Raw genomic sequence first — 24,917 nt, forward strand, 5'->3', positions numbered from 1 at the left:
TTCGTCCTTATCGTTTAATCGAACAATTCAACCATTCAGGCTATTTACATAAATGGCGACCAAGAGGGAGACTTAACTTCCCCATCAGACGCCGGTAACCGCGCTTTAAAACGTCCATCGGTTGATACCAATGCTAGTACTTGCTTGTTATTGTGCGTTGTACTGTATATCACCATACTACCATTCGGTGCGATACTTGGTGACTCATCCAAAGACGTTTTTGTTAAAACCTGCATTGTTCCTCTTGGGAACTCTTGCTTAGCTATATGATAGTTCCCTCTGGTACGGTTTACCAGAATCATGTCTTTACCAGACGGAGCTACCGTACCACCTAAGTTCTGCTCACCTTCGAACGTCAGTCGGCGAACTTGACCTGACGACAACTCTACATTGTAAAGCTGCGGTCTACCGCCACGCTCTGACGTAAATACTAGCGACTTTCCGTCAGGTGTCCAACTTGGTTCTGTATCAATCGTACGATTCCGCGTAACTCGTTGCAAGTTTTTCGTTTTTATATCGAAAACATAGAGTTCCGGGTTACCGTCCTTTGACAATACCATGGCCAATTTTGAGCCGTCTGGTGAGAACACAGGATTACCATTGATCCCCGGAAATGACGTCAGTTTTTCACGACGAGTGGTGTAAATATCCTGCATGAATATCTCCGCCGTTTTATTCTCAAAGCTCACGTAGACCAGCTTGTTACCGTCTGGTGACCATGACGGGGACATTAATGGCTCAGGGCTGCGCAATAAGATTTTTTCATTCGCACCGTCGTAGTCAGCAACTGCCAACTTATAAGGGTAACGGTCATCATGGTTAACAGTGACGTAGGCAATTTTTGTCATAAACGCGCCTTTTTCACCAGTCAGCGCTTCATACACAACATCCGAAATTCGGTGCGAATAGCTACGAAATTGATCACCATCAATAACACTTGAACGAGAATCAAGCACATGGTCATTGCTTTGCACCAGTTCGCCATTACGCAGCATTTGGGCATTACCACCGGTAATCTGGCCGCGTAACACATCAATAAGTTCAAATTTAACCATATAGCGGTCAACTGAATACGGTTCAACCGAACCAACTAATACGGCTTCAACCCCCATTTTGGCCCAGGCCGAATAGTCAATATCACCGTCTTTTGTTGGACGCTGAGGCATTGCCGTTGTGGGAATAGGGTTAAACCGACCACTGCGTCTTAAGTCAGCAGCAATAACGTCAGTTAAGTTACCGGGCGGTTGCCCCTCACCTTTCCATTCAAAAGGAACCACAGCAATAGGTCGCGCCGTGTCGATACCTTCAGTAATGACAATTTCCAGCACGCCGGCGCGGGCGGAACTCATCACTACAAACAGTAAGGCTATGGCTTGAAATACGATTTTTTTCATTGGTCACCCTAATTACAACTGTGGCTTAACAGTCAGTTTGATTGTACTCATCTGCTGATAAATTTCCGGGTCTTCAGACACCGGTAACGTATTTGCTTTCAGCACCGCATTGCGAGCCGAGCGGCATACACTGGCATCACCGCTTCCGGTATCGACCGACTTAACAAACCCGCTCGGCGCAACACTAATAGTTAACTCGCATGACTTACCCTGCATGGAATCATCGACGGTCCAGTTACGCTGAATGGTCTGTCTTATAAGCGCTTGGTACTTTTCAATTTCACTCAGCACTTGTTGACGTCTTGCCGCCTGACGACGCGCACGTTCTTCTTCCATTTCTTTTTTCAACTGAGCTTCTCGTTCAGCGGCACGACGCTCTGCTTCTTCGCGTTTGCGACGCTCTTCAGCCGCTCTTCGTTCAGCTTCTTCCGCTTCTTTTCTTCGACGCTCTGCCTCTTTAGCTGCCGCTTCTGCTTTTGCTCGCTCTTCCGCTAGGCGCTGTGCTTCTTTCTTAGCTTGTTCAGCTTCTTTGCGAGCTTGTGCCGCTTCCTGACGTTCGATTTCCTGCTGCCGCTCTATTTCTTTTTGACGCTGCTCTTCGCGTTCTCTTGCTTTACGTGCTTCCTCAGCTCGACGTTCTAAACGCTCAATTCGACGTTGTTCAGCAGCCTCAGCTTCCGCCTTTTGACGTTGAATTCGCTCAACTTGTTCCTGAACTTTTGACTTATCTACCGAAACCGCACTGACAATTTCTTCCGAAGGCTCTAACTCACTTTGATTCAAGTTAACTTCCATCGCCTCCGGAGTCGATGGGGTAAACTCAAAGCTAATGAGCAACACACCGGCTATAACAGCGTGTATTGCTATCGAGTATATGAGCGGTAACGTTAAGCTCTCCGATTTATCCACAACTACTCTTCCGACGAATCTGTCATTAAACCAACTGACGGCACACCTGCTCGCTGCAGCAGAACCATGAGTTGTACAATTTGATTATAAGATACCGCACCATCGCCATTCACCATAACCGGCGTATCAGGCTCCACCTGTAAATGGGCAGCCACCAACGTTGCAAGCTCGTCGGCCCGCATTGGCGTATCCTGGCTATCCCCTTGGTTTAGATAATAACGACCTTCGGCATCTACCGAGGCAACCAACGGCGGTTTACTGTCCTCTGACAGTGGCTCTGCCGTCGCTTTAGGTAAATCGACCTTTACCCCTTGAGTAATTAACGGTGCCGTTACCATAAAAATAATAAGAAGAACGAGCATCACATCAATGTATGGCACCACGTTTATCTCAGCAACCGGCTTACGCCGTTTGCGCGGCATGACCATCATAGTGACTCACCTTCCACTTTCTCTTTTGATGACTTTGCCAATGCCTGACGCTGCAGTATAGAAGTAAACTCGTCAATAAAGTTCATGTACTGGCCATCTATTTTTTCCGCACGCGTCGTAAAGCGGTTAAATGCGATCACCGCTGGTATCGCCGCAAATAAGCCCAAAGCGGTTGCTATAAGCGCTTCAGCGATACCCGGCGCAACCATAGCAAGCGTTGCTTGTTGCACGGCACCTAATGCGATAAACGCATTCATAATACCCCATACTGTACCAAACAAGCCGATATAAGGGCTGATAGATCCAATGGTTGCCAGCGTTCCTAAATGGCTGTCGAGCTTTTCCATTTCTCTGGCATGCGCAACGCGCATTGCGCGGAAGGCACTTTCCAGCATGGATTGGTTGTTTCCGCCCGATTGATTTCGCAGACGAGCAAACTCTTTAAAGCCTGAATGAAACATCAGCTCCATACCCCGGGCGTTTTTTGCACGCGCAGAAATTTCTTGATACAAGCGCGCAAGGTCTACCCCAGACCAGAAGCGATCTTCAAATTTTAGCGCATCTTTTTGCGCCTGGTTGAGCACTTTTCGGCGTTGAAATATCAATACCCAGCCCCAAACCGACATGGCGAGTAAGATAACCATAACCAGCTTCACTAATAAGCTGGCTTGCAAAAATAAGTCAATAAAAGATAGCTCTGCTTGCACGCTCTAAACCTCTGTCTCAATACGCGATAAAATAGATGTCGGAATAGCTACAGGTTTCATTACCGAGTTATCAACACACGCAGCAGTTACAACCGCCGAGCAATGAACACTGCCATCTTTTCCCAAAACATTTTGTTTAAACATTAACGACGCTTTTTTCTTTTTTATAACGTCAACAGTTACTGTTAGCTCTTCGTTGAATCGAGCTGCTTTTTTTAAATCAAGCTCAACCTTACGCACCACAAAGGCTATATTGTGAGCTAACCAAGTGTCCTGTTCAATCCCTAAAGAGCGTAACCATTCTGTTCTGGCCCGCTCAAGGAATTTGAGATAATTGGCATAATAAACAATACCACCTGCATCGGTGTCCTCATAGTACACACGAATAGGCCATTCAAACTGATACTGAGACATTATCACCTCGGGTAAAGTTCTGAAAAGTTACGGTAATGTAATAATTTGTAAAGAAAGCGCCAAAAGTGTCGCTGGTTAAATTATCAACAGACTTTTTTTTATGACAGAACTGAAACATAAAAACAAAATACCACTGTTTTATATGCTATTTTTAATTTTGTTATAATTATGTTGCGCTTTTTTTGAGCAGCTTCACCTTACTACGAATTAGTTTTTCTAATGCGAGAAAGCAATTTTTCTTGTTTGATCAAGCGCCTATAATACTTATAATACGCCACATATCACAGACGAAGAGATTGGTTGTCACTTCTTCTTAGATTGTTCCCTGGATTTAACTTCCTTCTTGTTGTTCTATTTGCCCGTACTTTTGTGCGGGCTTTTTTTTGCCTATTTATCAGGTTTCAATCCGAAGTGCTGGTAAGCTCTTGGCGTTGCCAGGCGACCTCGCGGCGTTCTTTGTAAAAACCCCTGTTGAATAAGGTAAGGTTCCAGCACATCTTCAATGGTATCTTTTTCTTCACCAATTGCCGCCGCAAGATTATCAAGCCCGACAGGACCCCCCATAAATTTTTCCATAATGGCTAATAGAAGTTTGCGATCCATGTAATCAAAGCCAGCGTGATCAACATCGACCATCGTGAGTGCTGCGTTCGCGGTTTCCTGGTCAATTTCACCATTACCTTTAACTTCGGCGTAGTCGCGCACCCGACGTAACAGTCGATTAGCAATTCTTGGTGTTCCTCGCGAACGTCGTGCTATTTCTTTAGCGCCGCCCTCTTTCATTGTCACGTTCATAAAATGGGCTGAGCGCGACACAATATCGGTTAATTCTTCTACGTCATAAAACTCAAGCCGCTGCACAATACCAAAGCGATCGCGCAGTGGTGATGTCAAAGCACCAGCTCGAGTGGTGGCCCCCACCAAAGTAAAAGGCGGTAAGTCGAGCTTAATTGACCGGGCTGCTGGCCCCTCGCCAATCATTATATCCAGCTGGTAATCTTCCATTGCCGGATACAAAATTTCTTCAACAACGGGGCTTAACCGATGAATTTCATCAATAAAAAGAACATCGTGCTCGTCTAAGTTCGTCAACAATGCCGCTAAATCGCCAGCCTTTTCCAGAACAGGTCCTGAAGTTGTTTTAATATTAACGTCCAGTTCATTAGCAACAATGTTTGCCAGCGTAGTTTTCCCCAGTCCCGGTGGACCAAAAATTAATAAATGGTCAAGCGCTTCCTGCCTTTTCCGAGCAGCCTCAATAAAAATCGCCATTTGTTCAACGACGTGTTTTTGACCCGTATATTCATCCAGCTTTTTCGGGCGAATAGCACGATCAATGGCTTCATCGTCACCCTGTACATCGGCTTCAACAATTCGGTCAGTTGGAATGTGGTCGGCTTCTATCATCGCTTTACCTTAAGACAGCTCTTTTAATGCCAGTCGTATCAGAACTTCACTGCTATGTTCAGCAGAGTACACTTTCTGAATGGCTTTTTCAGCTTGATTTTCTTTATAACCAAGAGCCACTAAGGCACTCACCGCATCGGCTCTGGTATCAGCCGGATGAATACGAGCGTCAACGCCCTTATTATCAACCGGCATCGCATCCGTAGCGGGTGTTGCAGAAGCCCAGTCTTTCAGTCGGTCACGCATTTCAATCACTAACCGCTCGGCGGTTTTTTTGCCAACGCCCGGCAGTTTCACCAACCGGCTGACGTCATTCTGGTTCACTGCAAATACAAACTCGTCAGCGGACATCCCCGATAAAATGCCAAGCGCCAACTTTGGCCCCACGCCTTGCGTTTTTATCAACAGCCGAAATAAGGAGCGCTCTGAGTTCGAGTTAAAGCCATACAGTAGTTGAGCGTCTTCCCGAACCACAAAATGCGTCACCAGTGTCACCGGTTCGCCTGTGGCTGGCAGGTCGTAAAAACAGGTCATGGGTAACTGGACTTCATAGCCGACGCCATTCACATCAACCAAAACTTCTGGTGGTTGTTTGGCTAGCAGCGTACCTCGAATTTGTCCTATCACAAGAGTCCTCTCCCTATAAAATTAACGTAGCCGACCACGAACGGTTTTCTTCGCTGCCCCTGACATTTTCAGCAAACTTCCTGCGCTTTGCGCATGACATAGTGCAACGGCGAGCGCGTCTGCAGCGTCCGCCTGGGGTGTTTTCTGTAAGTTGAGTAGCGCAACCACCATGTGCTGTACTTGTTCTTTTTCTGCGCCACCATTACCGACAACGGCTTGTTTTATTTGTCGCGCTGAGTACTCCGCCACCGGCAGTCCTGCCCTTGCGGCCGCTACTATTGCAGCGCCTCGCGCCTGCCCCAACTTCAGTGCTGAATCAGGATTTTTCGCCATAAACACTTGTTCAATAGCAAATTCGGTGGGACTAAACTGAGTGATTAATTCACTAACACTGTCATGAATCAAGCGTAACTTATCGGCAAGCGACAGCGGCTTTGTCGGCGAGCCTGTCGCACGAATACAACCACTGCCTAAATAATGAAATTTACGACCATGCTTTTGAATAACGCCATATCCAGTTAACCGTGAGCCTGGGTCAATACCTAATATGACGCTCATGAGTCCTTAATTGTCCAACTTAGCCAATACATCATCAGAAATATCAGCGTTATGGTAAGCGTTCTGAACGTCGTCTAAGTCTTCCAGCGCATCCAACAGCTTTAAAAACGAACGTGCGCTGTCTTCGTCCAAATCGACTTTGGTGTCGGGTACCTGTGTGACCTCCGCGTTGGACGCTTCCAGCCCTCTAGCGTCTAGCGCGTCTTTAACGGGACCAAAGTTCTCCGGTGACGTCGTAACATCGAGGCCGCTGCCCGGATATTTTACGATGTCTTCTGCTCCGGCTTCCAATGCTGGCTCCATCACATCCTCTTCGGTCACATCGGTACCGTAGCTAATAACGCCCATTTTGTTAAACAGGTAAGCCACCGAGCCGTCGGTGCCCAAGTTACCACCGTGTTTGCTAAACGCATAGCGTACTTCAGAAACCGTACGGTTTTTGTTGTCTGTCATGCATTCCAGTAAAATGGCAACGCCGTTAGGGCCATAACCTTCGTAGGTCAGCTCCTCAACGTTGTCACCTTCCATTTCGCCGGTACCACGTTTGATAGCTGTATCAATGGTGTCGCGCTTCATATTATTCGATAGCGCTTTATCAATAGCAGCCCGCAAACGCGGATTGGTTTCAGGATCGCCGCCGCCTTCACGGGCGGCGACATTAATTTCGCGAATCAATTTTGTGAAAATTTTGCCACGCTTAGCATCCTGCGCGGCCTTTCGGTGTTTTATGTTCGACCACTTCGAGTGACCTGCCATGTTTCACCCCACAAAGTTTAATCGTTGAATGTGTTTACTCTTTGTCTTCGACGGTGCTCTTCACGCCAAGTTCATTCAGCGCTTCCGGGTTCGCCAACCCAGGGGCATCTGTCAGAACACAAGCTGCGGTGGTGGTTTTCGGGAATGCAATCACATCACGAATTGAGCTTGCTCCCACCATCAGCATCACCAGCCGATCCAACCCGAAAGCCAGGCCTGCGTGTGGAGGGGTACCGTACTTAAGCGCCTCAAGCAAGAAACCAAACTTCTCTTGTGCTTCTTCTTTGCCAATGCCCAGAACTTCGAATACCGCCTGCTGCATTTCGTTGTCGAAAATACGTGTTGAACCGCCGCCCACTTCAACACCGTTTAGAACCATATCATAAGCGTTAGACAGTGCCTTTGCCGGGTTCGCACGAAGTTCATCCGGTGTTACATTAACTGGGGCTGTAAACGGATGGTGCAAAGCCGCCAACGAGCCATCGTCGTCTTCTTCGAACATTGGGAAGTCGACAACCCATAATGGTTTCCACTGGTCACTGACCAAACCAAATTCCTCACCCAGCTTCAAACGCAACGCGCCCATTGCTTCGGCAACCGTATTGGCTTTGTCTGAGCCAAAGAACAGAATGTCACCCGTTGCAGCTTCTGTCCGCTCAAGAATTGCGTTTAACGCATCGTCCGGAAGGAACTTAAGAATGGGAGATTGCAAGCCTTCACGACCTTGAGACAAGTCATTGACTTTTATCCACGCAAGGCCTTTCGCGCCGTAAATACCCACGAAGTTGGTGTATTCATCAATCATCTTACGCGACACATTTTCCGCCTGACCCGGCAGGCGAATAACAGCAACGCGTCCTTTTTCGTCGTTCGCCGGACCGGAGAACACTTTAAACTCTACGTCTTTCAATAAGTCAGCAACGTCAACCAGCTCAAGCGGATTACGTAAATCTGGCTTATCTGAGCCGTAACGCTTCATTGCTTCATACCACGTCATGCTTGGGAAGTCACCCAAATCAATACCCAGCAAACTATCGAATAACTCTCGGGTCATTTTTTCGGTGACTTCCATGACTTGCTCAGCGGTCATGAACGAGGTTTCGATATCGATTTGAGTAAACTCAGGTTGGCGGTCGGCGCGCAGATCTTCGTCGCGGAAACACTTTACGATTTGGTAATAGCGATCAAAGCCTGACATCATCAGTAGCTGTTTAAATAGCTGTGGACTTTGTGGCAACGCGAAGAAGCGCCCTTTATGTGTACGGCTTGGTACTAAGTAGTCGCGCGCGCCTTCAGGTGTCGCACGCGTCAGCATTGGCGTTTCAATATCTAAGAAACCGTTGTCGTCCAGAAAACGTCTGACGGCGCTAGTAACTTTTGCACGAAACTGAAGTTTTTCGTTCATCTGCGGACGACGTAAGTCCAAGTAACGATAGCGCAGGCGGGCTTCTTCACTCACCTGGCTGTTAAAGTCGATAGGTAACGGCTCAGAGCGACTTAAAATATTGAGTTCAGAGGCCAACAGTTCAACTTCGCCGGTTTTCATGTTGGCGTTTACCTGGCTTTCAGGGCGACGATTTACTGTGCCGGTAATTTGCACACAAAACTCTTGGCGTAACTTTTCAGCTTGCTCAAACAGTGCTTGTTGATCCGGGTCGAAAACGACCTGAATTAAGCCTTCTCTGTCACGTAAGTCAATGAAGATTAAGCCACCTAAATCACGGCGTTTATTGACCCAGCCACATAAAGTAACTTGTTGCTCTGCGAGTTCTGCGTTTACTTGTCCACAATAATGCGTGCGCATGTACTTTTCCTACTACCGACGAATTCGTTAAAAGTGAAGCGCTACATTATAGCTAACTAGGGCTGAATGTCATCCGTCGGTGCTGGCTAAACGCACATCATTTTTGCCAGCGGCTTTGGCGGCATACATGGCTTTATCGGCGGAACGCAGCAACGTGTCTACATCGTTGCCATGGGTGGGGTACATTGCGACACCAATAGACACACTGACTTCCAGCTGCTGCTTTTTTACTTTGTAAGGCTTGGCCAACTGCACAACTAACTTGCGAGCAACGGCAAGAGCCGAACCGACAGCAATGGCTGTCGGCAAAATAACCACGAACTCATCGCCACCGTGGCGGCAAACAGTATCGGAGCGACGCAGTAGGTTTTTCATACGTTGAGCCGCCTGTATGAGTAACTCGTCGCCATAATTGTGGCCAAAATCGTCATTAATTAGCTTAAAGCCGTCAAGGTCTAAAAACAGCACCGCAAATGGCTTTTGTGTTCTTTCGCTCTGACGTAGCGACTGCTCGAGGCGATCCTGCATTAAATTTCTATTCGGCAACCTCGTCAGCTCGTCATGGGTGGCAATATGACGAATACGACGCTCAGCTGCTTTACGGGCTTTTATTTCTTTACGAAGACGACTGTTCCATATACCAAAGCTAAGAATAACCAAGAGTACAACAGAGCCTATTTTCATTCCCAACTCAAGCAACTCTTCGTCACTCCAACCCTGTTCTAATTCGTACCCATACCATTTGCGCTTTAAGGCATCACGCTGCTGTGGAGTTAGCGAATTAATACCTCGGTTTAGTAAAGTCACCAACGGCTGCCAGTCATCACGCACCGCAAGATATAAGGCGTTCCCCTGAGTCGAATCCAGCACCGACAGCTTCGACCCAGGTAATGGATATTCCTGAAGTTCATCAACTAAAATAGGTAAGCTATCGACATAAGAATCCACCATACGGTTACGCAATCGGTCAATACCTTCATCAATATCGGACACACTGACCACTTCGATTCGTCCCGTATCAACCAGCTGGGACTCAATGCTGTATCCTTTAACAACGGCAACCCGCTGACCGTGTAATGCGCCCATTCTCACGCTACTACCCGAACGCATATCTGAATCCAGCGTCAGCACTGCCCAGGGCATCGACCAGTAACTTTGGGTGAAATCCATGCTTTGGTTACGCTCAACAGAATAGGAAACACTGGTCAGCACATCAATATCTTTATTGGCTATAGCCTCTAAGCATTCCTGCCACTGTCCACACGCTGTCCAAACCAATTCAACATTCATTGATGCGGTAAATTGCTTCAGTAAGTCAACGTCGAGCCCGGCGGCACCATTTTCGGTTTGATAAATAAGCGGTTGCAACTGGTTTGGTACACCAACCCGAATGGTTGGGTGTTGCTCTAACCACGTATCAGGCGCATAGGCATAGGTGGGCGCAGGCATTAGTGTCCCAAGCGACATAGCCAGGCTCATCACGGAACAAAAATACAGTGTTTTATGCCAAATACGGGTCAACAACAGTTTCCTCCAACTAAGACGGCGATATATTAATCAAAACGCGGCTGTCCGTCAGCTCTAATTATCGGTAAAATACACAATATGTTTACTTTATTTATCAAGTTGCCCTATGAGCCAACACGACACTATTTTTTCTAAACCTCTGCCGAGTGTGTCTGACTTTTGCTTTGACCAGCAAGTTGTTGAAGTGTTTCCCGATATGATTAATCGGTCAGTTCCCGGCTATTCAAGTATTTTACAGACCTTGCCGCAGTTGGTTCGCCGTTACGCGCAAAACAATACCCATCTGTACGACTTGGGCTGTTCACTGGGTGCAGCCACACTGGCTATGCGAAAGGGCTGTGAACACCTGGACAACTGTAACATGATTGCGGTTGATAATTCCGAACCAATGATTGAGCGCGCCGGTTTGCATTTAGGTGGCTTTAAAAGTCAGGTTCCCGTTGAGCTGCGCTGCGAAGACATTAACGAAACGCGCATTGAAAACGCATCGGTAGTGGTGTTGAACTTTACCTTGCAGTTTGTCCCACCAGAAAAACGCGAGACCATGATACAACACATTTATGATGGCATGACTGACGGTGGTGTTTTGCTCATCGCGGAGAAGTTCCGCCATACCGACGACACCATGAACGATGTGCTGATTGATTTGCACCACGACTTTAAGCGAGCCAATGGTTACAGCGAGCTGGAAATTAGCCAAAAGCGAGCGGCTATCGAAAATGTCATGAAAGTTGATACTCTGGAAGCGCATGAGCAGCGTTTTCAAAAGGTCGGCTTTGAGCATCACACGGTATGGTTTCAATGTTTCAACTTCGCGGCCATGCTAGCGGTTAAATAAAGGATTACCAATAACCAATGATTGACTTTAGCAACGATCTAAAAGCGCTTATCAGTAGCCCTCACAAGCAGTGGCTGGATACACTGGCACCGCAGCTAACCGCCTTTAATAATAACCCCCACGGCAATTTAAAACGCTGGCAACGCGTGGTTGAACAGCTGCCCCGGCTCAACACGGAAAAGGGGCACTTAAGCGACACAGTAACGGTTGGATCTCCGGAAGAAGCCTCAGATTCCGATCGAGCCCGCATAACAGGGCTATTGCAGCAATTGCAGCCCTGGCGCAAAGGCCCTTTTGATCTGTTTGGTGTCTTCATTGATACCGAGTGGCGTTCGGACTGGAAATGGCAGCGGGTACAACCGCATATCGATGACTTAAGCGGTAAGCAAGTGTTAGATGTTGGCTGCGGCAGTGGCTACCACCTATGGCGTATGTTGGAGGCGGGTGCTGAGCAAGTTTGGGGAATTGACCCGGGCGAGTTGTTTTTAATGCAGTTTCAGGCGATTCGTAACATGATGCCGGCAAAATACCAGAAAAAAGCGCATTTTTTCCCAGTCGGGATTGAACATATGCCAGAGCTTAAAAGCTTCGATACGGTATTCAGCATGGGCGTTTTGTATCATCGCCGCTCGCCATTGGCCTTTTTGCAAGAGCTTAAATCGTTGCTAAAACCCGGTGGTCAGCTCGTGTTAGAAACCATAGTTGTCGAGGGCGACGAAACCACCGTGATGTTACCCGGCGAACGATATGCACAAATGCGCAACGTTTGGTTTTTACCCAGTGCAAAAGCCTTGGCGGTTTGGCTTGAGCGGTTGGGCTTTAAAGATATTTCCGTTGTTGACCACAACACAACGTCACTTGAAGAACAACGTCGTACGGAGTGGATGACCGGTGAGTCTTTAGCAGACTTTTTAGATGCGGAGAACCCAGACTTAACTGTGGAAGGTTATAAAGCGCCTATTCGGGCCGTATTAACGGCCCGTGCTTAGCGTTTTACTGCCATTTAAGCGCCTTTTAGCGACTTAATGTATTGTTTCATGTCGCTGCCCAACTCCGGGTGGCGCATGGCATGCTCAATGAAGGCTTGCGCATAACCAAGTTTATTACCACAGTCATGGCTTTTGCCTTTCATGTAATAAGCATTCACCGACTGCTTTTCAAGCAACATTGCCATTGCGTCCGTTAGCTGTATTTCATTACCTGCACCCACTGGCGTTTTCTCTAATAAAGGCCACAAGTCTGCAGAGAATACATAACGGCCCACTACGGCAAGATCCGATGGTGCTTCTTCTTTAGACGGCTTTTCAACCAGTTGAGTAATGGGCGCTTGCTCACCCGGCTTTAATTCCTCGCCACCAATGTCCGCAATACCATATTTGCTGACGTCTTCGTGAGGTACTTTCTCAACCATCACCTGCGAGTGACCGGTTTCATCAAAGTTTTTCACCATTTCCGCTAAGTTATCGCGGTTTAAACTACAGCTGGCTTCGTCCACTAATACATCTGGCAATACTACGGCGAATGGCTCGTTGCCAACGAGTGGCTGTGCACATAACACGGCGTGACCTAAACCTTTTGCCTGGCCCTGGCGCACATGCATAATGGTGGTGTTTTTCGGACAAATCGCCTGAACTTCGGCTAACAATTGTCGTTTAACGCGCTGTTCGAGCGTGGTTTCCAGCTCAAAACTGGTATCAAAATGGTTCTCAATCGAGTTCTTACTCGAATGTGTGACCAAAATCACATCGGTAAGGCCTGCTGCCGCACACTCTTCGACAATATATTGAATAAGGGGTCTGTCGACCAGTGGTAACATTTCCTTTGGAATGGCTTTGGTTGCCGGTAACATCCGGGTTCCGAGACCGGCGACCGGTATTACAACTTTTCTGACCATAGCAGCTGTCCTTACAATTAATTCATTCGAAAAAGAGGGCAAGTTTATAACCGTTAAGCATGTTATAATGCAAGCCATTCAGTAAAATTCAATGAAACAAATTATGGCGTTATATTTTTCTTCTCGCAGTATCCCACAACTTAAGGCATACAGTTTCACTGAGCGTGCAATGATTCTATCAATCGCTCAGGAGAAAATGCCAGTTCCACGCCGCTTAATTTGCAATTTAGCGAAACTGGTGCCTATCTGTGTCATCTTTTTTTTAGTTGTAGAAGTTGAAGGATGGTGGAAGTTGTTAGCGCTATTGGTGGCCGGTATCGGTTACCCATTATTCACACAGCCCATTAATATCAATATGTCGATGCCTTATATTGATAAAGCCGTTAAGCAGTTTGAGGCTCAGCGCTCACAATAAGCTCTTTGCCATAGCAGCGGCAATGCAAGCGATGCAGCGACTCTAAATGATGCGTGCGATAATTTGCGTGCTTCCAAATACCCAAGGCTAAGTCTGGCTTGGCACTGGGCGATGGCTCTAATTTGTCGCCAGCCTGCGCCCATTGCCAATGACCGGTTTCTGTATCAAGTACACCTACCATGATATCGAAAGCGGTTCTTACCTGAGAGTGGCAGAGTTCAATATTCAGGTGCTCTAACAGCATTCCCGGCTGCACCAAAGTATTGTCCATACCTGATAAGTACTGCCGTATGACCGGGTCTACCAAAGTTTTCAGTACCAACAGCGGTACCAGGTTTTGCTCGGTTGCATTTTGCGCCGCCGCCATAACCACCAGCGCTTTGCCATTTCCTAACGACCGATAATCGACCCAGGCAGGTGTTGTGTCTGCCGGATGAGTTGCACACTCAAAGTTATACGCACCAACTCTCAACGGGCTTTTAGGCAGTAACTCTTCGGTTAGCTTCCCGGCTATCATGTCGTCCTGATAAATGACATCAATGTGCGCATCAAGCTCCCAAATGTCGTGCAAATAGGAAGTTTCGAGTTCATGTCGCTCCAGACAATGTCCGATGGCACTGTCCAACACATCAAGACTTTGTAATGGTTTAACAAGGTAATCCCAGGCACCAAGGCGCACTGCTTCACGAATGTCTGACATTTTCTCAGATGCGGAGATAACTATAATAGGCAAGTGGGCACAAACTTTTAGAAGTCTTTCTATGACTTCCAGACCATTAATGTCCGGTAAGTTTAAGTCACAAAGTACAACATCAGGACACTGTTGCTCGCAAAGGGCAACCCCTTGTTGCCCGGCACCAGCGCAGCACACGTCATAACCATGCTGGCAGAGATACTCTTTCAGCATGGACTGGAATACTAAGTCGTCTTCAATAACCGCAACGTGCGCTTTCGACATGGTTCAATTCTCTTTGCTCACCATGTCTTAAGCATTGTTCAGGAATAGAGATCCGTCAACGTGACTCGTCGTCAAAATCCTCAAAGTCACCGTCGAACTCATCATCAAATTCTTCGAAGTCACCGAAATCATCTTCCGGTAAGGGCGGATTACCATCGTATACCTGATCTTTCCAACGCTGATAATAAACGTCTTTCACAAAAGAATATGGGTCAAGTGAGTTTTCCAGTACCTGCTCCTGGTCACGCAAACGTATGCGCATTTCGAGACCTTTCACCGTGTAGCGAAGCACATCAACCGGCCAGGTCAGTGACGGGTATGGGAAATATTGCCCATCAGCGTAGTCACCACCGCGATCAACAATAACGGTCGGGCCTAGTAATGGGAGCATAACGTACGGTCCCTCAGGTACCCCCCAAACGGCCAGCGTCTGACCAAAGCTTTCTTCTTTTTTCTCAAGCCCTATCGGTGTTGCCACGTCAAACAGACCGACCAGCCCTACTGTAGAATTAATTAAAAAGCGCCCCAGTGATATGCCCGCATCACCCAGTTTCCACTGCAGGATGTTATTCACAAAAGACGACGGCTCTTCTAAGTTCTCAACGGCGTTATACAGTGACGTGCGGATAGGCTGAGGTACGTCATCATAAACATTTGCTGCCGGTTGAATAACCACTTCGTCAACATCGCGGTTAAACTCCCACATGCCGCGGTTAAAATCCTCAAATGGGTCACGAGGGTCGGCATAAGGATCTTCCGGAGTGGAAGAGCACCCAACTAACAATACTGAGAAAAGTAACAATCCGTATTTTTTCATTCTTGAATCCGTGTTGATAAAGTCACTGTCGCTGTTTGACTCGCCTTAGCTTTAATAGTCACTGTCGACGCTTCCAGATCACCCGACTCGGCTTCAATATTCTCATCTTGTGAAACACGAGCACGAACTGTCCATTCATCTAAATCAGACAATTTATGGTCCGGTAACATGGCGTTGTCGTTTGATAAGGTATAGGTCACAGGAAAGCCTTTGACCGGCTCGCGAACCACAGCCGCCGGCATAGGCGTGTCGTTCCCGGTGACATAGACAAACAGCGTTGCGTTTTCAGGGAGAAACTCGCGAACGGCAGAATCAATATTCACCTTAACGGTTAATGTAATTCCTGCACTTGCTTGCTGTTGCTTCGCGTCTGCTAACGCATTCTGAACAGCCACGTAACGCTCTGAGCCGGGCGATAATTGTTCCTGCAGCAGCTCCCAGGCTTGAATCGCCTGCTCCCAATCCTGTTGTTCATACGCCACGAAGCCCAGTAGCGACAATGCTTCTATATTCGCGGGATTCAACTTTAAGGCGCGTGCCAGTAAGTTAGCTGCTTTCGCTTTATTTTGTGCTGAACCGGACATAAGTAAGAAGCGACTATAACTCACCAGCGTGTTGAGTCGTTCAGGCTCTAAATCCAATGACTTTTGAAACGCCTCGTCCGCTTCATCCGGAGCGCCAATATCCACCATTAGACCAGCATATATCCACCAGGCAATAGCATCATCCGGATCGCTCATCAGCTTCTGACGAAGACCCAACGCGAACAGGTTAAGTTCTTCAGGTTCAGCTGCCTGAGCTTGTTCACTTAAAAGCTTTTTGCCCAGTTCAGGCAAGCGTTCGCGTGCCTCTGACGCTTGTTCCTGTAACTGCCAACTACCAAAACTCCAATACAAAACAACCGATATAACAACGACAATGGCAGCGGGCAAAACAACCGGCGCGGGACGCCAATCGACACTTTCTTCAATGTCTTTACTGTCATTCACAAAGGTTTTATCGAGTTCCTGTTTGGAATAGTCGAACTCTTCGTCAGATAAGCCGTGCAAAGAACGCTCTTCTTCTAGCTCAGCTAAACGTTGCTCGTACCAGCGCCTGTTCTCATCCTGTCTTTTTTGAATACGACGCTGCTTCCCTGTCGCCAATAAAACAAAAACGACAGCAACTAACAGCATCAATAACATTACGATGATTAAACTAGTCATTGTCGTTATTCCTTAACCGTTCTAATTGAGCACGTTCTTCTGGGGTCAGGGCGGCTTGCTCTTTTTTCTGGCGAGTTAACACAACCGCAACGCCAATACCGATAATTACAATAACCAAAGGCCCAAACCAAAGCACCGCTGTTGCGGCCGTAAAGGGGGGCTCATAATGCACAAAGTTACCGTAACGCTCGACCATAAAGTCGATAATTTCCTGCTTGGACTTACCTGCCTTCAGCATTTCATAACTTTTATCCCGCATGTCTTCAGCCAGCGGCGCATTAGAGTCAGCAATGTTTTGGTTCTGACACTTCGGACAGCGCAACTCCTTAATTAACTGTTGGTAGATTTCTCGCTGTTGTTCACTGTCAAATGAACGCGATAGGGCATCTTGCGCGCTTGCACTAAAAACAAGAACGCTTAACAGAGTCACCAAAAGGAGTAGTCGGCTCATTGCGCCTCCTGCTTCAGCTGTTCATAAATGGGTTTCAATGTGCTCTGCCAATTACGCGCATTCACATCGCCAACATGGCGATATCGAATAACGCCCTCCTCATCAATAAAGTAGGTTTCGGGAGCGCCATAAACACCAAACTCAAAAGCCACATTCCCTTCTGGGTCAAACAAATTAATGGTGTACGGGTCGCCTAACGTGTTCAGCCAGTTTACCGCTTTCTCACGCGAGTCGTCTTTATAGTTTAAGCCGACAATGGGTATGCCTTCTGACGCCAGCTGATTCAAAAACTCATGCTCTGCACGACACGTCGGGCACCAGGTTGCCCATACATTCAACAACATCGGCTTACCTTTTAGCACAGATTCGTCATAAGCTATGCGAGTGTCGTAAAGGTCGACGCTTTCAAACGCGGGTACCGGCTCGTTAATTAGCGCCGAATCGAGTTTTGTCGGGTCACTCCCCAAGCCCTTTAACAAAAAGGCGGCTAGTGCGATAAATAAAATGAGCGGTGCAAATAATACAACCCAGCGAAGGTTCTTATTCATATAAACCTCCATTCTTACGTTGTCGGTAGCGTTTATCGGCCATCGCAAACACACCACCTACAGCCATGATAATGGCACCCAACCATATCCAGCGCACAAAGGGCTTGACGTAAAAGCGTATTGCCCAGGCTCCATTTTCTAGCGGCTCACCCATAGCAATGTAGATATCTCTTAACAGGCTGGCATCGAGCCCCACCTCTGTCATACTGGTTCGCTGAACGCGGTAAAAACGCTTTTCACTGGTGACTTCGGTGACAAGATCACCATTTTTAGTCACCGTAAACTCTCCGGAGTCAGCGTCGTAGTTCGGCCCCTCTCGGTGGTCTAAGGAATCAAAGCTGACGTTGTAGCCGATAATTTCAACCGACTCTCCCGGCGCCAGAGCAATGTCACGCTCTTGTTCATAATGCGACACTAACGTAATACCAATTAAAGTCACGGCGAAACCAATGTGACCTAGTACCATGCCCCAATGACTCCCCGATAACCGAGTTATGCCGTACAGACCCTGCTTACGTTGCCTGACCGTTTGCTGTACCTCGGTCAACGTGGCAAGGCCGACCCAGAATGCTAGAAATAGTCCAATAACGACCATGGCCGGTAGCTCATCAGCCCATATTTTCGGGAGTGTGTAAGCAAGGACAATGGCAAGGCTAAGCGCCAACGCAATCGGTTTTAATAGCGGCTTAAGTGCCTGTCGACGCCAGCGCAACAGAGGCCCCAGCCCTACCATCAGAGCAAATGGAATGACAAGCCAGCTGTAGACACCATTGAAAAATGGTTCACCAACCGAAATGCTACCCAAACCGATTTCTTTATGAATCAAAGGCAGCATAGTCCCCAAAAAGACAACTGCCATTGCCGCCATCAATAATACGTTGTTACCCAGCAACATGACTTCGCGGGAGAACAGCTCATACCGGCTGTAGCTCTGCATTTGTCCCGCTCGCATGCCGTATAGAATTAGAGAGCCGCCAATAACCAAGGCTAATAGCACCAGAATAAACAAACCGCGGGTTGGATCAGACGCAAAAGCGTGCACTGACACCAAAACGCCGGAGCGAACCAGGAAAGTTCCCAAAAGGCTCAAACTAAAGGCGGCTATTGCCAGTAATACCGTCCATGACTTAAAACTGCCTCGCTTTTCGGTCACAGCCAATGAATGCAACAAAGCGGTGCCGACAAGCCATGGCATAAAGCTGGCGTTTTCAACCGGGTCCCAGAACCACCAACCGCCCCAGCCGAGTTCGTAGTAAGCCCACCAGCTGCCAATGGCAATTCCCAGAGTCAGGAATATCCATGCCGCCAATGTCCAGGGCCGAGACCAACGCGCCCAGGCCGCATCAAGCTTACCCGATATAAGCGCCGCAATGGCAAACGCAAAGGCCACAGAGAAACCGACATATCCCATATACAATAACGGAGGATGAATGATCATGCCCGGGTCTTGTAACAGCGGATTTAAGTCACGTCCATCGACAGGAATCAGCGGTAAGGCGCGATCAAACGGATTCGACACCGTTAGCATAAACAAGTAGAAGCCAATGCTGATTAAGCCAAGAATCGCTAACACCCTCGCCACCATTGGCAAAGGCATAGAACGCGAAAACAGTGCTACCGCCGCAATCCAGCCGGCCTGCATCAGCATCCAGAGGAGAAATGACCCCTCGTGTGAGCCCCATACCGCCGTTACCCGATAAGCAACCGGCAAGTCTGAGTTGGAGTTAGCTGCCACATAAGCAATACTGAAGTCATTGCTGACAAAGCCCCACACTAATAATCCAAACGCCACAGCGGTAAAGAAAAATTGTCCTAGAGCAAAAGGTCTTGCCAGTGACATCATGCCACCATGGCCTTTTATTGCCCCCCACAGCGGGTAAAACGCCAGCAAACAAGAGAATGCCAGCGCGATAGCAATCGCGAGATGGCCTGCTTCCGCTATCATTGCTCACCATCCTCGTAAGGTTTATTTGGGTTTACGTGCTTAATGCCTTTCATTTTTTCAGCCAGCTCTGGTGGCATATACTCTTCGTCGTGCTTTGCTAATACTTCGGACGCTTTTAAAACCGTCGGTTCAACCAGCTCACCTTGCGCAACAATACCCTGCCCTTCGCGAAATAAGTCCGGCAGAATACCTTGATAAAGCACTGTGATCTCAGGGCCTGTATCAGTAATATTAAACGACACTTCCAGGGTTTTCGGGTCGCGCTCAACCGAGCCTTCAACGACCATTCCGCCCACTCGCATGCGTTGCCCGACTTGCGGTTTTTGTTTGCCGTCATCGGCACCTTCAACGATTTCACTCGGCGTATAAAACAAATCAATACTTTGGCTTAGCGCGTATAGCATCAGTCCGGTCGCTATAGACACCCCGAGCACTAAAATCAGCACCCAGGTTAATCGTTGTTTACGTCTTGGATTCATACATCTCTCCTACTGCGACACAGACCGTTGGCGCTTGGCCAAACGCTGCTGACGATTCTGCAATTGCTGGCTCTTTTTCTTCAGGGATTGACGAGCCATAGCGGTTTCCAGTGCGACCAACGCAATAACGACAAAGCTCAAGAAAAAGGACAGCCAAACATACAAGCCGTAGCCACCCATGGTAATAAAGTCCTGAAAACTGTCGAATGCCATCAGTTTTTCTCCAGTTCATTCTGCGCCCAGGGGCGGCCTAATTCGTGTCGTAGTATCTCATTTTTTAACCGCATCATCACCAGTGAAATGGTTAAAAACAGAAAGCCCGCCAGGCATATTAATAACGGAATAAGCATACTGGTCGCTATCGAAGGTCTCTCAAACTTGGTAATGGTCGCTCCCTGGTGCAAGGTGTTCCACCACTCGACGGAGTAATGAATAATAGGCAGGTTAATCACCCCCACAAGTGAGAGTATGGCTGCAGCTTTCGCGCCAGTTCTGACGTCATCAAACGCAAAGTACAGTGCCATAACGCCAATGTATAAAAACAGCAGAATCAGTTCGGAAGTGAGGCGTGCATCCCACACCCACCAAGTGCCCCACATTGGCTTACCCCAAATGGCTCCGGTTAATAATGCGACAATCGTCAACGCAGCGCCAACTGGAGCTATTGCCGGAATTGCCCACTCCGCTGTTTTAATTTGCCATATCAGTGCTATACCACCCATTATCGCCATACCTGAGTAGGCGCCCATCGAAAATATAGCCGCTGGCACATGCAAAAATATAATTCGATAACTGTCACCTTGTTGGTAGTCAGACGGCGCAAAAGCTAGCCCCCAAACCACACCAACAGCCAAAGAGATAAAGGTTAATGCTGCAAACCAGGGCAGTAACTTATCCACCAGTCGGTAGGTCGCTTCAGGCTTTGCATAAGGGTGTAACCATCGCCACATATTAATTCACACTCATTTTTATGCCCGCTGCTATCGCCAGCGGAGACAATGTTATGGTTAAAACAGAAATAGCCGCCAGAATAGCCAACTGGCCGTGGACTGCAAGCCCCATAGAGGCATTTTCAACAGCGGCGGTGGCAAAAATCAAAAGCGGGATAAATAACGGAATAAGGATAAGGCTAATTAGCGAACTGCCTCTTTGCACCTGCAGTGTCAGTGCCGCACCAATTGCTCCAAGCGCGCTCAGCGCTGGCGTGCCTAGCAGCAGGCTGAGCGCTAGCGCCCACCAACCTTGCAATGGCAAACTTAACAACAGCGCCAGCAGGGGTGACAAAATAACGAGAGGTAATCCGGTTAACAACCAGTGTGCCATCACTTTTGCGGTTGCCGTAAACGCTAGCGGCTGTGGCAATAAACACAACTGCTCCAGTGTGCCGTCCTGAAAGTCATCTTTAAATAATCGTTCTAAGCCAAGCAAGCTGGCCAACAGTGCCGCCACCCAAATAATTCCCGGCGCAATACGCGCAAGAATATCAGGCCCAGGCCCGACACCAAGAGGGAACAACGTCACCACCATTAATAAAAAAAGCAGCGGGTTTAAGGCGTCACTGCGTCGACGTGCGGCAATGCGCAAGTCACGCTTGAGTATCGCAAACCAAACTTGCCGCATGGACGGGTTAATCATAAGCCACCTCATTGTCCATTTGCGAAGTTAGGCTTAAATCAATCAGTTTGGGAGACAAGTTCGACAACGTCAGTGACTGATGTGACGTAAAGATAATACAGCCGCCGTCATTCAAGTGCTCTGCAAAGCGCTTTTGCAGTAACCCAACGCCTTGCACATCTAAAGAAGTGAACGGCTCGTCCAGAATCCATAACGTTGCGTTATTCGCCCATAACCGGGTTAAAGCAACCCGGCGTTGCTGCCCCGCCGACAACCGACCAGTAAGCTCGTCTTCCAGAGCAAGCAGCCCCAGCTTTTCCAGTAAGTCCCAGCCATCAGTATTGGGGTTAGCTGTGAGTTGCTGTTGCCAATAGAAGTTTTCCAGTGCGGTCAGCTCGCCTTTTACAGCAGCTTTATGACCAATAAACAGCAATTGCTGACAGTAATCCTGCCAAGCGTCGCGCAAATCAGAGTCGTTAAACTGGATGCGGCCCTCTGTGGGCTCTAAAAGCCCGGCTAGCATTCTCAATAACGTCGACTTGCCCGCGCCATTCGGACCAGTTACCTGCCATAACTCACCAGGGTGTAACTGGAAGCTCAGCTCATCAAACAATACTCGACCACCACGCGTTGAGCTAAGCTGCTCGGCATGCAACAGTGGCACTTTAGCGGTAGTTTCTTGTGTCATGAGGATTTTACTACTGAGCCCTTACTGGTAAGCTGACGCAAATGCCACCGAGTCTACCATAAAATTTGAGTAAAGCGCATGGCTGATATCACGCAACTGTTACAACAAATGCTGAACGCTCCAGAGCGCTCTATGGCTCGTATTGATAAGCAAAACATCGCAACACTTGCACGCATTTTAACAGGCGCGAATACTGCAGGTAGCAATTCAGCTTCAACCGCCAGCAAGCCAACCTTGCAAATACCCGCGTCTATACTCACGCCTCAAACCGGGAATAAAGCCCAGCAAACTTCGCCGCCGCAGATACAAGGCGCGAGCTGGCAATGGCCGAACCCGCCAAAGGCACTGTTAACGCAACTGCCCGCTAAACTGGCAAGCAGCACACAATTGCAATTACAAATATCCATGCCGCAGGGGAACAAGCCGGTTGTACAAATCATCATTAGCCAACAGACACCCACTGAGCCAGCGCAGCCGGGACAACAGAAGCAAGTCACGCAAGCACCTCCAGGCAATACAGTAAACACACAAATTGGCAAAGTTGAAATACCGATTACCCAGCTGCCGCCCAAGCTTGTTAAAGCGTTGGTCGATAGTCCGCAGGCTTCGCAAATACTTAAAATAAATCAAAGTGCCAGAGCACCACAGCCGGCAGACAAGGCGCCGCTCAACGTAGCCCATCCAATTCAGCTTTCGCGTGGTATCGCCATTAAACAGGCGCATCAGTTGAGTCCGCAGCAGTTTCAGCAAGCGCTACAAACACTGATCACTCAAATAAAAGCACAACTTTCTACGCAACCTTCCGTGCCCCCCAGTAATGCGGCAAACGCGTCATTAAAGATTCCTGAATTGTCTGCGCTTATTGCCAAAATAAACACCAGTGTCAATACAGCGACAACGTCAGGCGCTAGTGCAACCAATACGGCGTCTACGACTCAAACAGCACAAGCGGCACAGACCGCCGCAACCTTAACAGCGGCTTTGCGCTCACCCTCTAATGCCATTGAACAGCTCATAAAAATCGTGTTGCAACAACAGCCCTCTGGCGAATCCATGCAGCGCCCGGAAGCGTTACAGCGTTGGATTAACGACTGGTTTGCGGCGCGTCCGGTCAGTGTGCAGTCAAGCCAGCAAATGGGGTCACTTGGTCAAATGCTAATGACGCTGCTGGGGCTGAGCTTACAACAGAACAATCAGCAACAAAGCACCGCACAAACAAGTTTGCAATCTTTGCCGAAGCAATTCACTCAAGCATTGATCCAGCAGGTGTTAAACCCGTCCCCTGACGTTGCAGGCGATGTGCGGGAGCGCATTAATCAACTGTTGCTGCAATTGCCACAGCAGCAATTGCAACGACTGTTACAGTTATTCACTGGCGTACTAAACTCTGCCCAAAGCGCTCAGGCCCGGCTACAAGACTCACCGATGCAGCAGCCTGAGTATTTCATTTTGCTGCCGACTGACCCACAAAAGGCTGGACAAAACGAGTTGCTTATTCGCCCGGAGCGAGAGCCCAATACGCCGGAGCAGGAGGGGCGCACGTTATGGCTTTTTACCTTGCGCTTTGAGTTAGAAGCGACAGGCGCTTTACTGGTTAAAGGCCGGTATCATCCGCAGGGCTCGTCAGTCGACTTTTATGCCGAGTCACCTTCAGCGCAAAGAACTATCGAGAAACACCTGGAGCAACTGGAAAAGCGACTGTCCGATTTAGAGGTTAACAGTGTGAAATTTCGCGTTCAGCAAGGACGAATTCCGGAAACCTTGGCGACACAACAAAGCGGCATTATTCGGGTGAAAGTATGACGGACAAAAAAGAGAAGCAAGCCATTGGGCTGTCGTACGACGGCTTTAACGCGCCCAAAGTTATCGCTCGCGGGTTTGACGAGTTAGCTGAAGAAATTATTGCCGTCGCCAAAGAGCATGGCGTGTTAGTTCATGAAGATCCGCTCTTGTCAGACTCACTTGCCAAACTCAATGTTGGTGATGAAATTCCGCGCGAGCTTTACATTATTATTGCCGAAATTATTGCTTTTGCTTATTTGTTGGACGGTAAGTTTCCGCGACAATGGGAGGAAGGTTAACCTTTACGCTGGTGCAAGGATACCAACAATTCTGCTTCTGCCTGAGGTAGCTCACACTCTTGCATCAGCTCTTCAACCGTTGCGCCACTGGCTACTAACTTACTTGCTCGATGATATAATTTTGAGCCCGGATCCTGCTCAGCCAGCTCCTGAAGCTTTTCCTGTAATCGACGTTGTTCGTCATTAAGTGTGGCAACTTGCTGTTCTAACTGCGCCAGTAACTGCTTTTCGGCGAAGTTAGTCTCTGGTTTCGTCTCATTCAGCTGCTCTTTTAAGGAAAGCACTTCGGTCGCCGTCTCAGTGAGCATTAACAAGCGTTGTTGCTGACGCTCAATAAGCTCGGCCTGGCGACGCGATGTCATAATAACAGCAACCAACGCAATCAGCGCCAGCCCAAGAGCCAGCGCTGATATTGCAATAAGCCAAAGTGTCATGGTTAAACCACCCGCT

At 48.2% G+C, this 24,917-nt stretch carries 29 protein-coding genes; 5 read left to right on the top strand and 24 right to left on the bottom strand.

What is annotated here, in order from left to right; translation table 11 throughout:
* Positions 1–44 precede the first annotated feature (44 nt).
* The 11 genes from tolB to CWC33_RS01730 all read right to left on the bottom strand — a co-directional run bounded on the left by tolB (position 45) and on the right by CWC33_RS01730 (position 10,474).
* The gene (gene tolB, locus CWC33_RS01680) at positions 45–1,394 is read right to left on the bottom strand and encodes a Tol-Pal system beta propeller repeat protein TolB (protein WP_100690530.1); all 1,350 of its coding nucleotides are present in this window, start codon (positions 1,392–1,394) and stop codon (positions 45–47) included.
* 12 nt (positions 1,395–1,406) lie between these two features.
* Positions 1,407–2,303 carry a cell envelope integrity protein TolA gene (gene tolA, locus CWC33_RS01685; RefSeq protein ID WP_232506947.1) on the bottom strand — a complete coding sequence of 299 codons (897 nt, stop codon included), beginning with the start codon at positions 2,301–2,303 and terminating at the stop codon, positions 1,407–1,409.
* Between the two features lie 2 nt (positions 2,304–2,305).
* Entirely contained in the window at positions 2,306–2,734 is a 429-nt protein-coding gene (tolR, locus tag CWC33_RS01690; RefSeq protein WP_100690531.1) for a protein TolR, read from the bottom strand.
* Positions 2,731–3,441 carry a protein TolQ gene (gene tolQ / locus CWC33_RS01695; protein ID WP_100690532.1) on the bottom strand — a complete coding sequence of 237 codons (711 nt, stop codon included), beginning with the start codon at positions 3,439–3,441 and terminating at the stop codon, positions 2,731–2,733. Before tolQ ends, tolR begins: the two co-directional genes overlap by 4 nt.
* 3 nt (positions 3,442–3,444) lie before the next feature.
* Positions 3,445–3,855, bottom strand: coding sequence for a tol-pal system-associated acyl-CoA thioesterase (gene ybgC / locus CWC33_RS01700; RefSeq protein ID WP_100690533.1), 411 nt, complete (start codon positions 3,853–3,855; stop codon positions 3,445–3,447).
* A 387-nt stretch (positions 3,856–4,242) separates the two neighbouring features.
* Positions 4,243–5,262: a Holliday junction branch migration DNA helicase RuvB gene (gene ruvB / locus CWC33_RS01705; RefSeq protein ID WP_100690534.1), complete on the bottom strand. Its 1,020-nt coding sequence runs from the start codon at positions 5,260–5,262 to the stop codon at positions 4,243–4,245.
* 9 nt (positions 5,263–5,271) lie between these two features.
* Entirely contained in the window at positions 5,272–5,889 is a 618-nt protein-coding gene (gene ruvA, locus CWC33_RS01710) for a Holliday junction branch migration protein RuvA (protein ID WP_100690535.1), read from the bottom strand.
* A 21-nt stretch (positions 5,890–5,910) separates the two neighbouring features.
* Positions 5,911–6,447 (bottom strand): crossover junction endodeoxyribonuclease RuvC, encoded by a 537-nt coding sequence (gene ruvC, locus CWC33_RS01715; RefSeq protein WP_100690536.1) that lies wholly within the window; start codon positions 6,445–6,447, stop codon positions 5,911–5,913.
* A 6-nt stretch (positions 6,448–6,453) separates the two neighbouring features.
* Positions 6,454–7,203: a YebC/PmpR family DNA-binding transcriptional regulator gene (locus tag CWC33_RS01720; RefSeq protein WP_100690537.1), complete on the bottom strand. Its 750-nt coding sequence runs from the start codon at positions 7,201–7,203 to the stop codon at positions 6,454–6,456.
* 34 nt (positions 7,204–7,237) lie between these two features.
* On the bottom strand, positions 7,238–9,007 hold the full coding sequence (aspS, locus tag CWC33_RS01725) for an aspartate--tRNA ligase (protein WP_100690538.1): 1,770 nt from the start codon (positions 9,005–9,007) through the stop codon (positions 7,238–7,240).
* A 69-nt stretch (positions 9,008–9,076) separates the two neighbouring features.
* Positions 9,077–10,474, bottom strand: coding sequence for a diguanylate cyclase domain-containing protein (locus CWC33_RS01730; protein WP_232709815.1), 1,398 nt, complete (start codon positions 10,472–10,474; stop codon positions 9,077–9,079).
* A 166-nt stretch (positions 10,475–10,640) separates the two neighbouring features.
* Between CWC33_RS01730 and cmoA the strand changes: the two genes are divergently transcribed.
* Both cmoA and cmoB read left to right on the top strand, forming a co-directional pair.
* The gene (gene cmoA, locus CWC33_RS01735) at positions 10,641–11,372 is read left to right on the top strand and encodes a carboxy-S-adenosyl-L-methionine synthase CmoA (protein WP_100690539.1); all 732 of its coding nucleotides are present in this window, start codon (positions 10,641–10,643) and stop codon (positions 11,370–11,372) included.
* 17 nt (positions 11,373–11,389) lie between these two features.
* Positions 11,390–12,361 (top strand): tRNA 5-methoxyuridine(34)/uridine 5-oxyacetic acid(34) synthase CmoB, encoded by a 972-nt coding sequence (cmoB, locus tag CWC33_RS01740; protein WP_100690540.1) that lies wholly within the window; start codon positions 11,390–11,392, stop codon positions 12,359–12,361.
* A gap of 14 nt (positions 12,362–12,375) precedes the next feature.
* Here the strand turns inward: cmoB and galU are convergent, their stop codons facing one another.
* Positions 12,376–13,266, bottom strand: a complete 891-nt coding sequence (galU, locus tag CWC33_RS01745; RefSeq protein WP_100690541.1) for a UTP--glucose-1-phosphate uridylyltransferase GalU — start codon at positions 13,264–13,266, stop codon at positions 12,376–12,378.
* Between the two features lie 103 nt (positions 13,267–13,369).
* Here galU and CWC33_RS01750 point away from each other — a divergent pair, with 103 nt between their 5' ends.
* A complete protein-coding gene (locus CWC33_RS01750) occupies positions 13,370–13,681 on the top strand; it encodes a DUF6170 family protein (RefSeq protein WP_100692249.1) in 312 nt (103 codons plus the stop codon).
* Here CWC33_RS01750 and CWC33_RS01755 read toward each other — a convergent pair.
* Genes CWC33_RS01755 through ccmA form a run of 11 tightly spaced genes read right to left on the bottom strand, consistent with a single transcriptional unit; the run spans position 13,650 to position 22,386 of the window.
* The gene (locus CWC33_RS01755) at positions 13,650–14,639 is read right to left on the bottom strand and encodes a response regulator (RefSeq protein WP_100690542.1); all 990 of its coding nucleotides are present in this window, start codon (positions 14,637–14,639) and stop codon (positions 13,650–13,652) included. The two genes, CWC33_RS01750 and CWC33_RS01755, sit on opposite strands and share 32 nt — an antisense overlap.
* A gap of 55 nt (positions 14,640–14,694) precedes the next feature.
* Positions 14,695–15,456, bottom strand: coding sequence for an MlaA family lipoprotein (locus CWC33_RS01760; RefSeq protein WP_100690543.1), 762 nt, complete (start codon positions 15,454–15,456; stop codon positions 14,695–14,697).
* Positions 15,453–16,661, bottom strand: a complete 1,209-nt coding sequence (gene ccmI / locus CWC33_RS01765) for a c-type cytochrome biogenesis protein CcmI (protein ID WP_100690544.1) — start codon at positions 16,659–16,661, stop codon at positions 15,453–15,455. The genes CWC33_RS01760 and ccmI overlap by 4 nt, the downstream gene beginning before the upstream one ends.
* Positions 16,654–17,112: a cytochrome c-type biogenesis protein gene (locus tag CWC33_RS01770; protein WP_100690545.1), complete on the bottom strand. Its 459-nt coding sequence runs from the start codon at positions 17,110–17,112 to the stop codon at positions 16,654–16,656. The genes ccmI and CWC33_RS01770 overlap by 8 nt, the downstream gene beginning before the upstream one ends.
* A complete protein-coding gene (locus tag CWC33_RS01775) occupies positions 17,109–17,660 on the bottom strand; it encodes a DsbE family thiol:disulfide interchange protein (RefSeq protein ID WP_100690546.1) in 552 nt (183 codons plus the stop codon). Before CWC33_RS01775 ends, CWC33_RS01770 begins: the two co-directional genes overlap by 4 nt.
* Entirely contained in the window at positions 17,653–19,605 is a 1,953-nt protein-coding gene (locus CWC33_RS01780) for a heme lyase CcmF/NrfE family subunit (protein ID WP_100690547.1), read from the bottom strand. Before CWC33_RS01780 ends, CWC33_RS01775 begins: the two co-directional genes overlap by 8 nt.
* Entirely contained in the window at positions 19,602–20,084 is a 483-nt protein-coding gene (ccmE, locus tag CWC33_RS01785) for a cytochrome c maturation protein CcmE (RefSeq protein ID WP_100690548.1), read from the bottom strand. Before ccmE ends, CWC33_RS01780 begins: the two co-directional genes overlap by 4 nt.
* Before the next feature lie 9 nt (positions 20,085–20,093).
* A complete protein-coding gene (gene ccmD / locus CWC33_RS01790) occupies positions 20,094–20,297 on the bottom strand; it encodes a heme exporter protein CcmD (RefSeq protein WP_232709816.1) in 204 nt (67 codons plus the stop codon).
* Positions 20,297–21,034, bottom strand: coding sequence for a heme ABC transporter permease (locus tag CWC33_RS01795; protein WP_100690549.1), 738 nt, complete (start codon positions 21,032–21,034; stop codon positions 20,297–20,299). Before CWC33_RS01795 ends, ccmD begins: the two co-directional genes overlap by 1 nt.
* Position 21,035: 1 nt before the next feature.
* On the bottom strand, positions 21,036–21,719 hold the full coding sequence (ccmB, locus tag CWC33_RS01800; RefSeq protein WP_100690550.1) for a heme exporter protein CcmB: 684 nt from the start codon (positions 21,717–21,719) through the stop codon (positions 21,036–21,038).
* Positions 21,712–22,386 carry a cytochrome c biogenesis heme-transporting ATPase CcmA gene (gene ccmA / locus CWC33_RS01805; RefSeq protein WP_100690551.1) on the bottom strand — a complete coding sequence of 225 codons (675 nt, stop codon included), beginning with the start codon at positions 22,384–22,386 and terminating at the stop codon, positions 21,712–21,714. Before ccmA ends, ccmB begins: the two co-directional genes overlap by 8 nt.
* A 78-nt stretch (positions 22,387–22,464) precedes the next feature.
* On the opposite strand from ccmA, the gene CWC33_RS01810 reads away from it, so the two are divergent.
* A complete protein-coding gene (locus CWC33_RS01810; protein WP_100690552.1) occupies positions 22,465–24,189 on the top strand; it encodes a flagellar hook-length control protein FliK in 1,725 nt (574 codons plus the stop codon).
* Positions 24,186–24,467 (top strand): EscU/YscU/HrcU family type III secretion system export apparatus switch protein, encoded by a 282-nt coding sequence (locus CWC33_RS01815; protein WP_053952938.1) that lies wholly within the window; start codon positions 24,186–24,188, stop codon positions 24,465–24,467. The genes CWC33_RS01810 and CWC33_RS01815 overlap by 4 nt, the downstream gene beginning before the upstream one ends.
* Here the strand turns inward: CWC33_RS01815 and CWC33_RS01820 are convergent.
* Entirely contained in the window at positions 24,464–24,901 is a 438-nt protein-coding gene (locus tag CWC33_RS01820) for a DUF2802 domain-containing protein (RefSeq protein ID WP_100690553.1), read from the bottom strand. The genes CWC33_RS01815 and CWC33_RS01820 overlap by 4 nt on opposite strands.
* Between the last annotated feature and the right edge of the window lie 16 nt (positions 24,902–24,917).

This window comes from Idiomarina sp. X4 (assembly GCF_002808045.1).
In the GTDB taxonomy this organism is placed as follows: domain Bacteria; phylum Pseudomonadota; class Gammaproteobacteria; order Enterobacterales; family Alteromonadaceae; genus Idiomarina.

Excerpts from the sequence above, each read along its gene's own strand:
- tolB (WP_100690530.1), bottom strand. The coding sequence starts at position 1,394 with ATGAAAAAAATCGTATTTCAAGCCATAGCCTTACTGTTTGTAGTGATG.
- tolR (WP_100690531.1), bottom strand. The coding sequence starts at position 2,734 with ATGATGGTCATGCCGCGCAAACGGCGTAAGCCGGTTGCTGAGATAAAC.
- ybgC (WP_100690533.1), bottom strand. The coding sequence starts at position 3,855 with ATGTCTCAGTATCAGTTTGAATGGCCTATTCGTGTGTACTATGAGGAC.
- ruvB (WP_100690534.1), bottom strand. The coding sequence starts at position 5,262 with ATGATAGAAGCCGACCACATTCCAACTGACCGAATTGTTGAAGCCGAT.
- ruvC (WP_100690536.1), bottom strand. The coding sequence starts at position 6,447 with ATGAGCGTCATATTAGGTATTGACCCAGGCTCACGGTTAACTGGATAT.
- CWC33_RS01720 (WP_100690537.1), bottom strand. The coding sequence starts at position 7,203 with ATGGCAGGTCACTCGAAGTGGTCGAACATAAAACACCGAAAGGCCGCG.
- aspS (WP_100690538.1), bottom strand. The coding sequence starts at position 9,007 with ATGCGCACGCATTATTGTGGACAAGTAAACGCAGAACTCGCAGAGCAA.
- CWC33_RS01730 (WP_232709815.1), bottom strand. The coding sequence starts at position 10,474 with ATGTCGCTTGGGACACTAATGCCTGCGCCCACCTATGCCTATGCGCCT.
- cmoA (WP_100690539.1), top strand. The coding sequence starts at position 10,641 with ATGAGCCAACACGACACTATTTTTTCTAAACCTCTGCCGAGTGTGTCT.
- cmoB (WP_100690540.1), top strand. The coding sequence starts at position 11,390 with ATGATTGACTTTAGCAACGATCTAAAAGCGCTTATCAGTAGCCCTCAC.
- galU (WP_100690541.1), bottom strand. The coding sequence starts at position 13,266 with ATGGTCAGAAAAGTTGTAATACCGGTCGCCGGTCTCGGAACCCGGATG.
- CWC33_RS01750 (WP_100692249.1), top strand. The coding sequence starts at position 13,370 with ATGGCGTTATATTTTTCTTCTCGCAGTATCCCACAACTTAAGGCATAC.
- CWC33_RS01755 (WP_100690542.1), bottom strand. The coding sequence starts at position 14,639 with ATGTCGAAAGCGCACGTTGCGGTTATTGAAGACGACTTAGTATTCCAG.
- CWC33_RS01760 (WP_100690543.1), bottom strand. The coding sequence starts at position 15,456 with ATGAAAAAATACGGATTGTTACTTTTCTCAGTATTGTTAGTTGGGTGC.
- ccmI (WP_100690544.1), bottom strand. The coding sequence starts at position 16,661 with ATGACTAGTTTAATCATCGTAATGTTATTGATGCTGTTAGTTGCTGTC.
- CWC33_RS01770 (WP_100690545.1), bottom strand. The coding sequence starts at position 17,112 with ATGAGCCGACTACTCCTTTTGGTGACTCTGTTAAGCGTTCTTGTTTTT.
- CWC33_RS01775 (WP_100690546.1), bottom strand. The coding sequence starts at position 17,660 with ATGAATAAGAACCTTCGCTGGGTTGTATTATTTGCACCGCTCATTTTA.
- CWC33_RS01780 (WP_100690547.1), bottom strand. The coding sequence starts at position 19,605 with ATGATAGCGGAAGCAGGCCATCTCGCGATTGCTATCGCGCTGGCATTC.
- ccmE (WP_100690548.1), bottom strand. The coding sequence starts at position 20,084 with ATGAATCCAAGACGTAAACAACGATTAACCTGGGTGCTGATTTTAGTG.
- ccmD (WP_232709816.1), bottom strand. The coding sequence starts at position 20,297 with ATGGCATTCGACAGTTTTCAGGACTTTATTACCATGGGTGGCTACGGC.
- CWC33_RS01795 (WP_100690549.1), bottom strand. The coding sequence starts at position 21,034 with ATGTGGCGATGGTTACACCCTTATGCAAAGCCTGAAGCGACCTACCGA.
- ccmB (WP_100690550.1), bottom strand. The coding sequence starts at position 21,719 with ATGATTAACCCGTCCATGCGGCAAGTTTGGTTTGCGATACTCAAGCGT.
- ccmA (WP_100690551.1), bottom strand. The coding sequence starts at position 22,386 with ATGACACAAGAAACTACCGCTAAAGTGCCACTGTTGCATGCCGAGCAG.
- CWC33_RS01810 (WP_100690552.1), top strand. The coding sequence starts at position 22,465 with ATGGCTGATATCACGCAACTGTTACAACAAATGCTGAACGCTCCAGAG.
- CWC33_RS01815 (WP_053952938.1), top strand. The coding sequence starts at position 24,186 with ATGACGGACAAAAAAGAGAAGCAAGCCATTGGGCTGTCGTACGACGGC.
- CWC33_RS01820 (WP_100690553.1), bottom strand. The coding sequence starts at position 24,901 with ATGACACTTTGGCTTATTGCAATATCAGCGCTGGCTCTTGGGCTGGCG.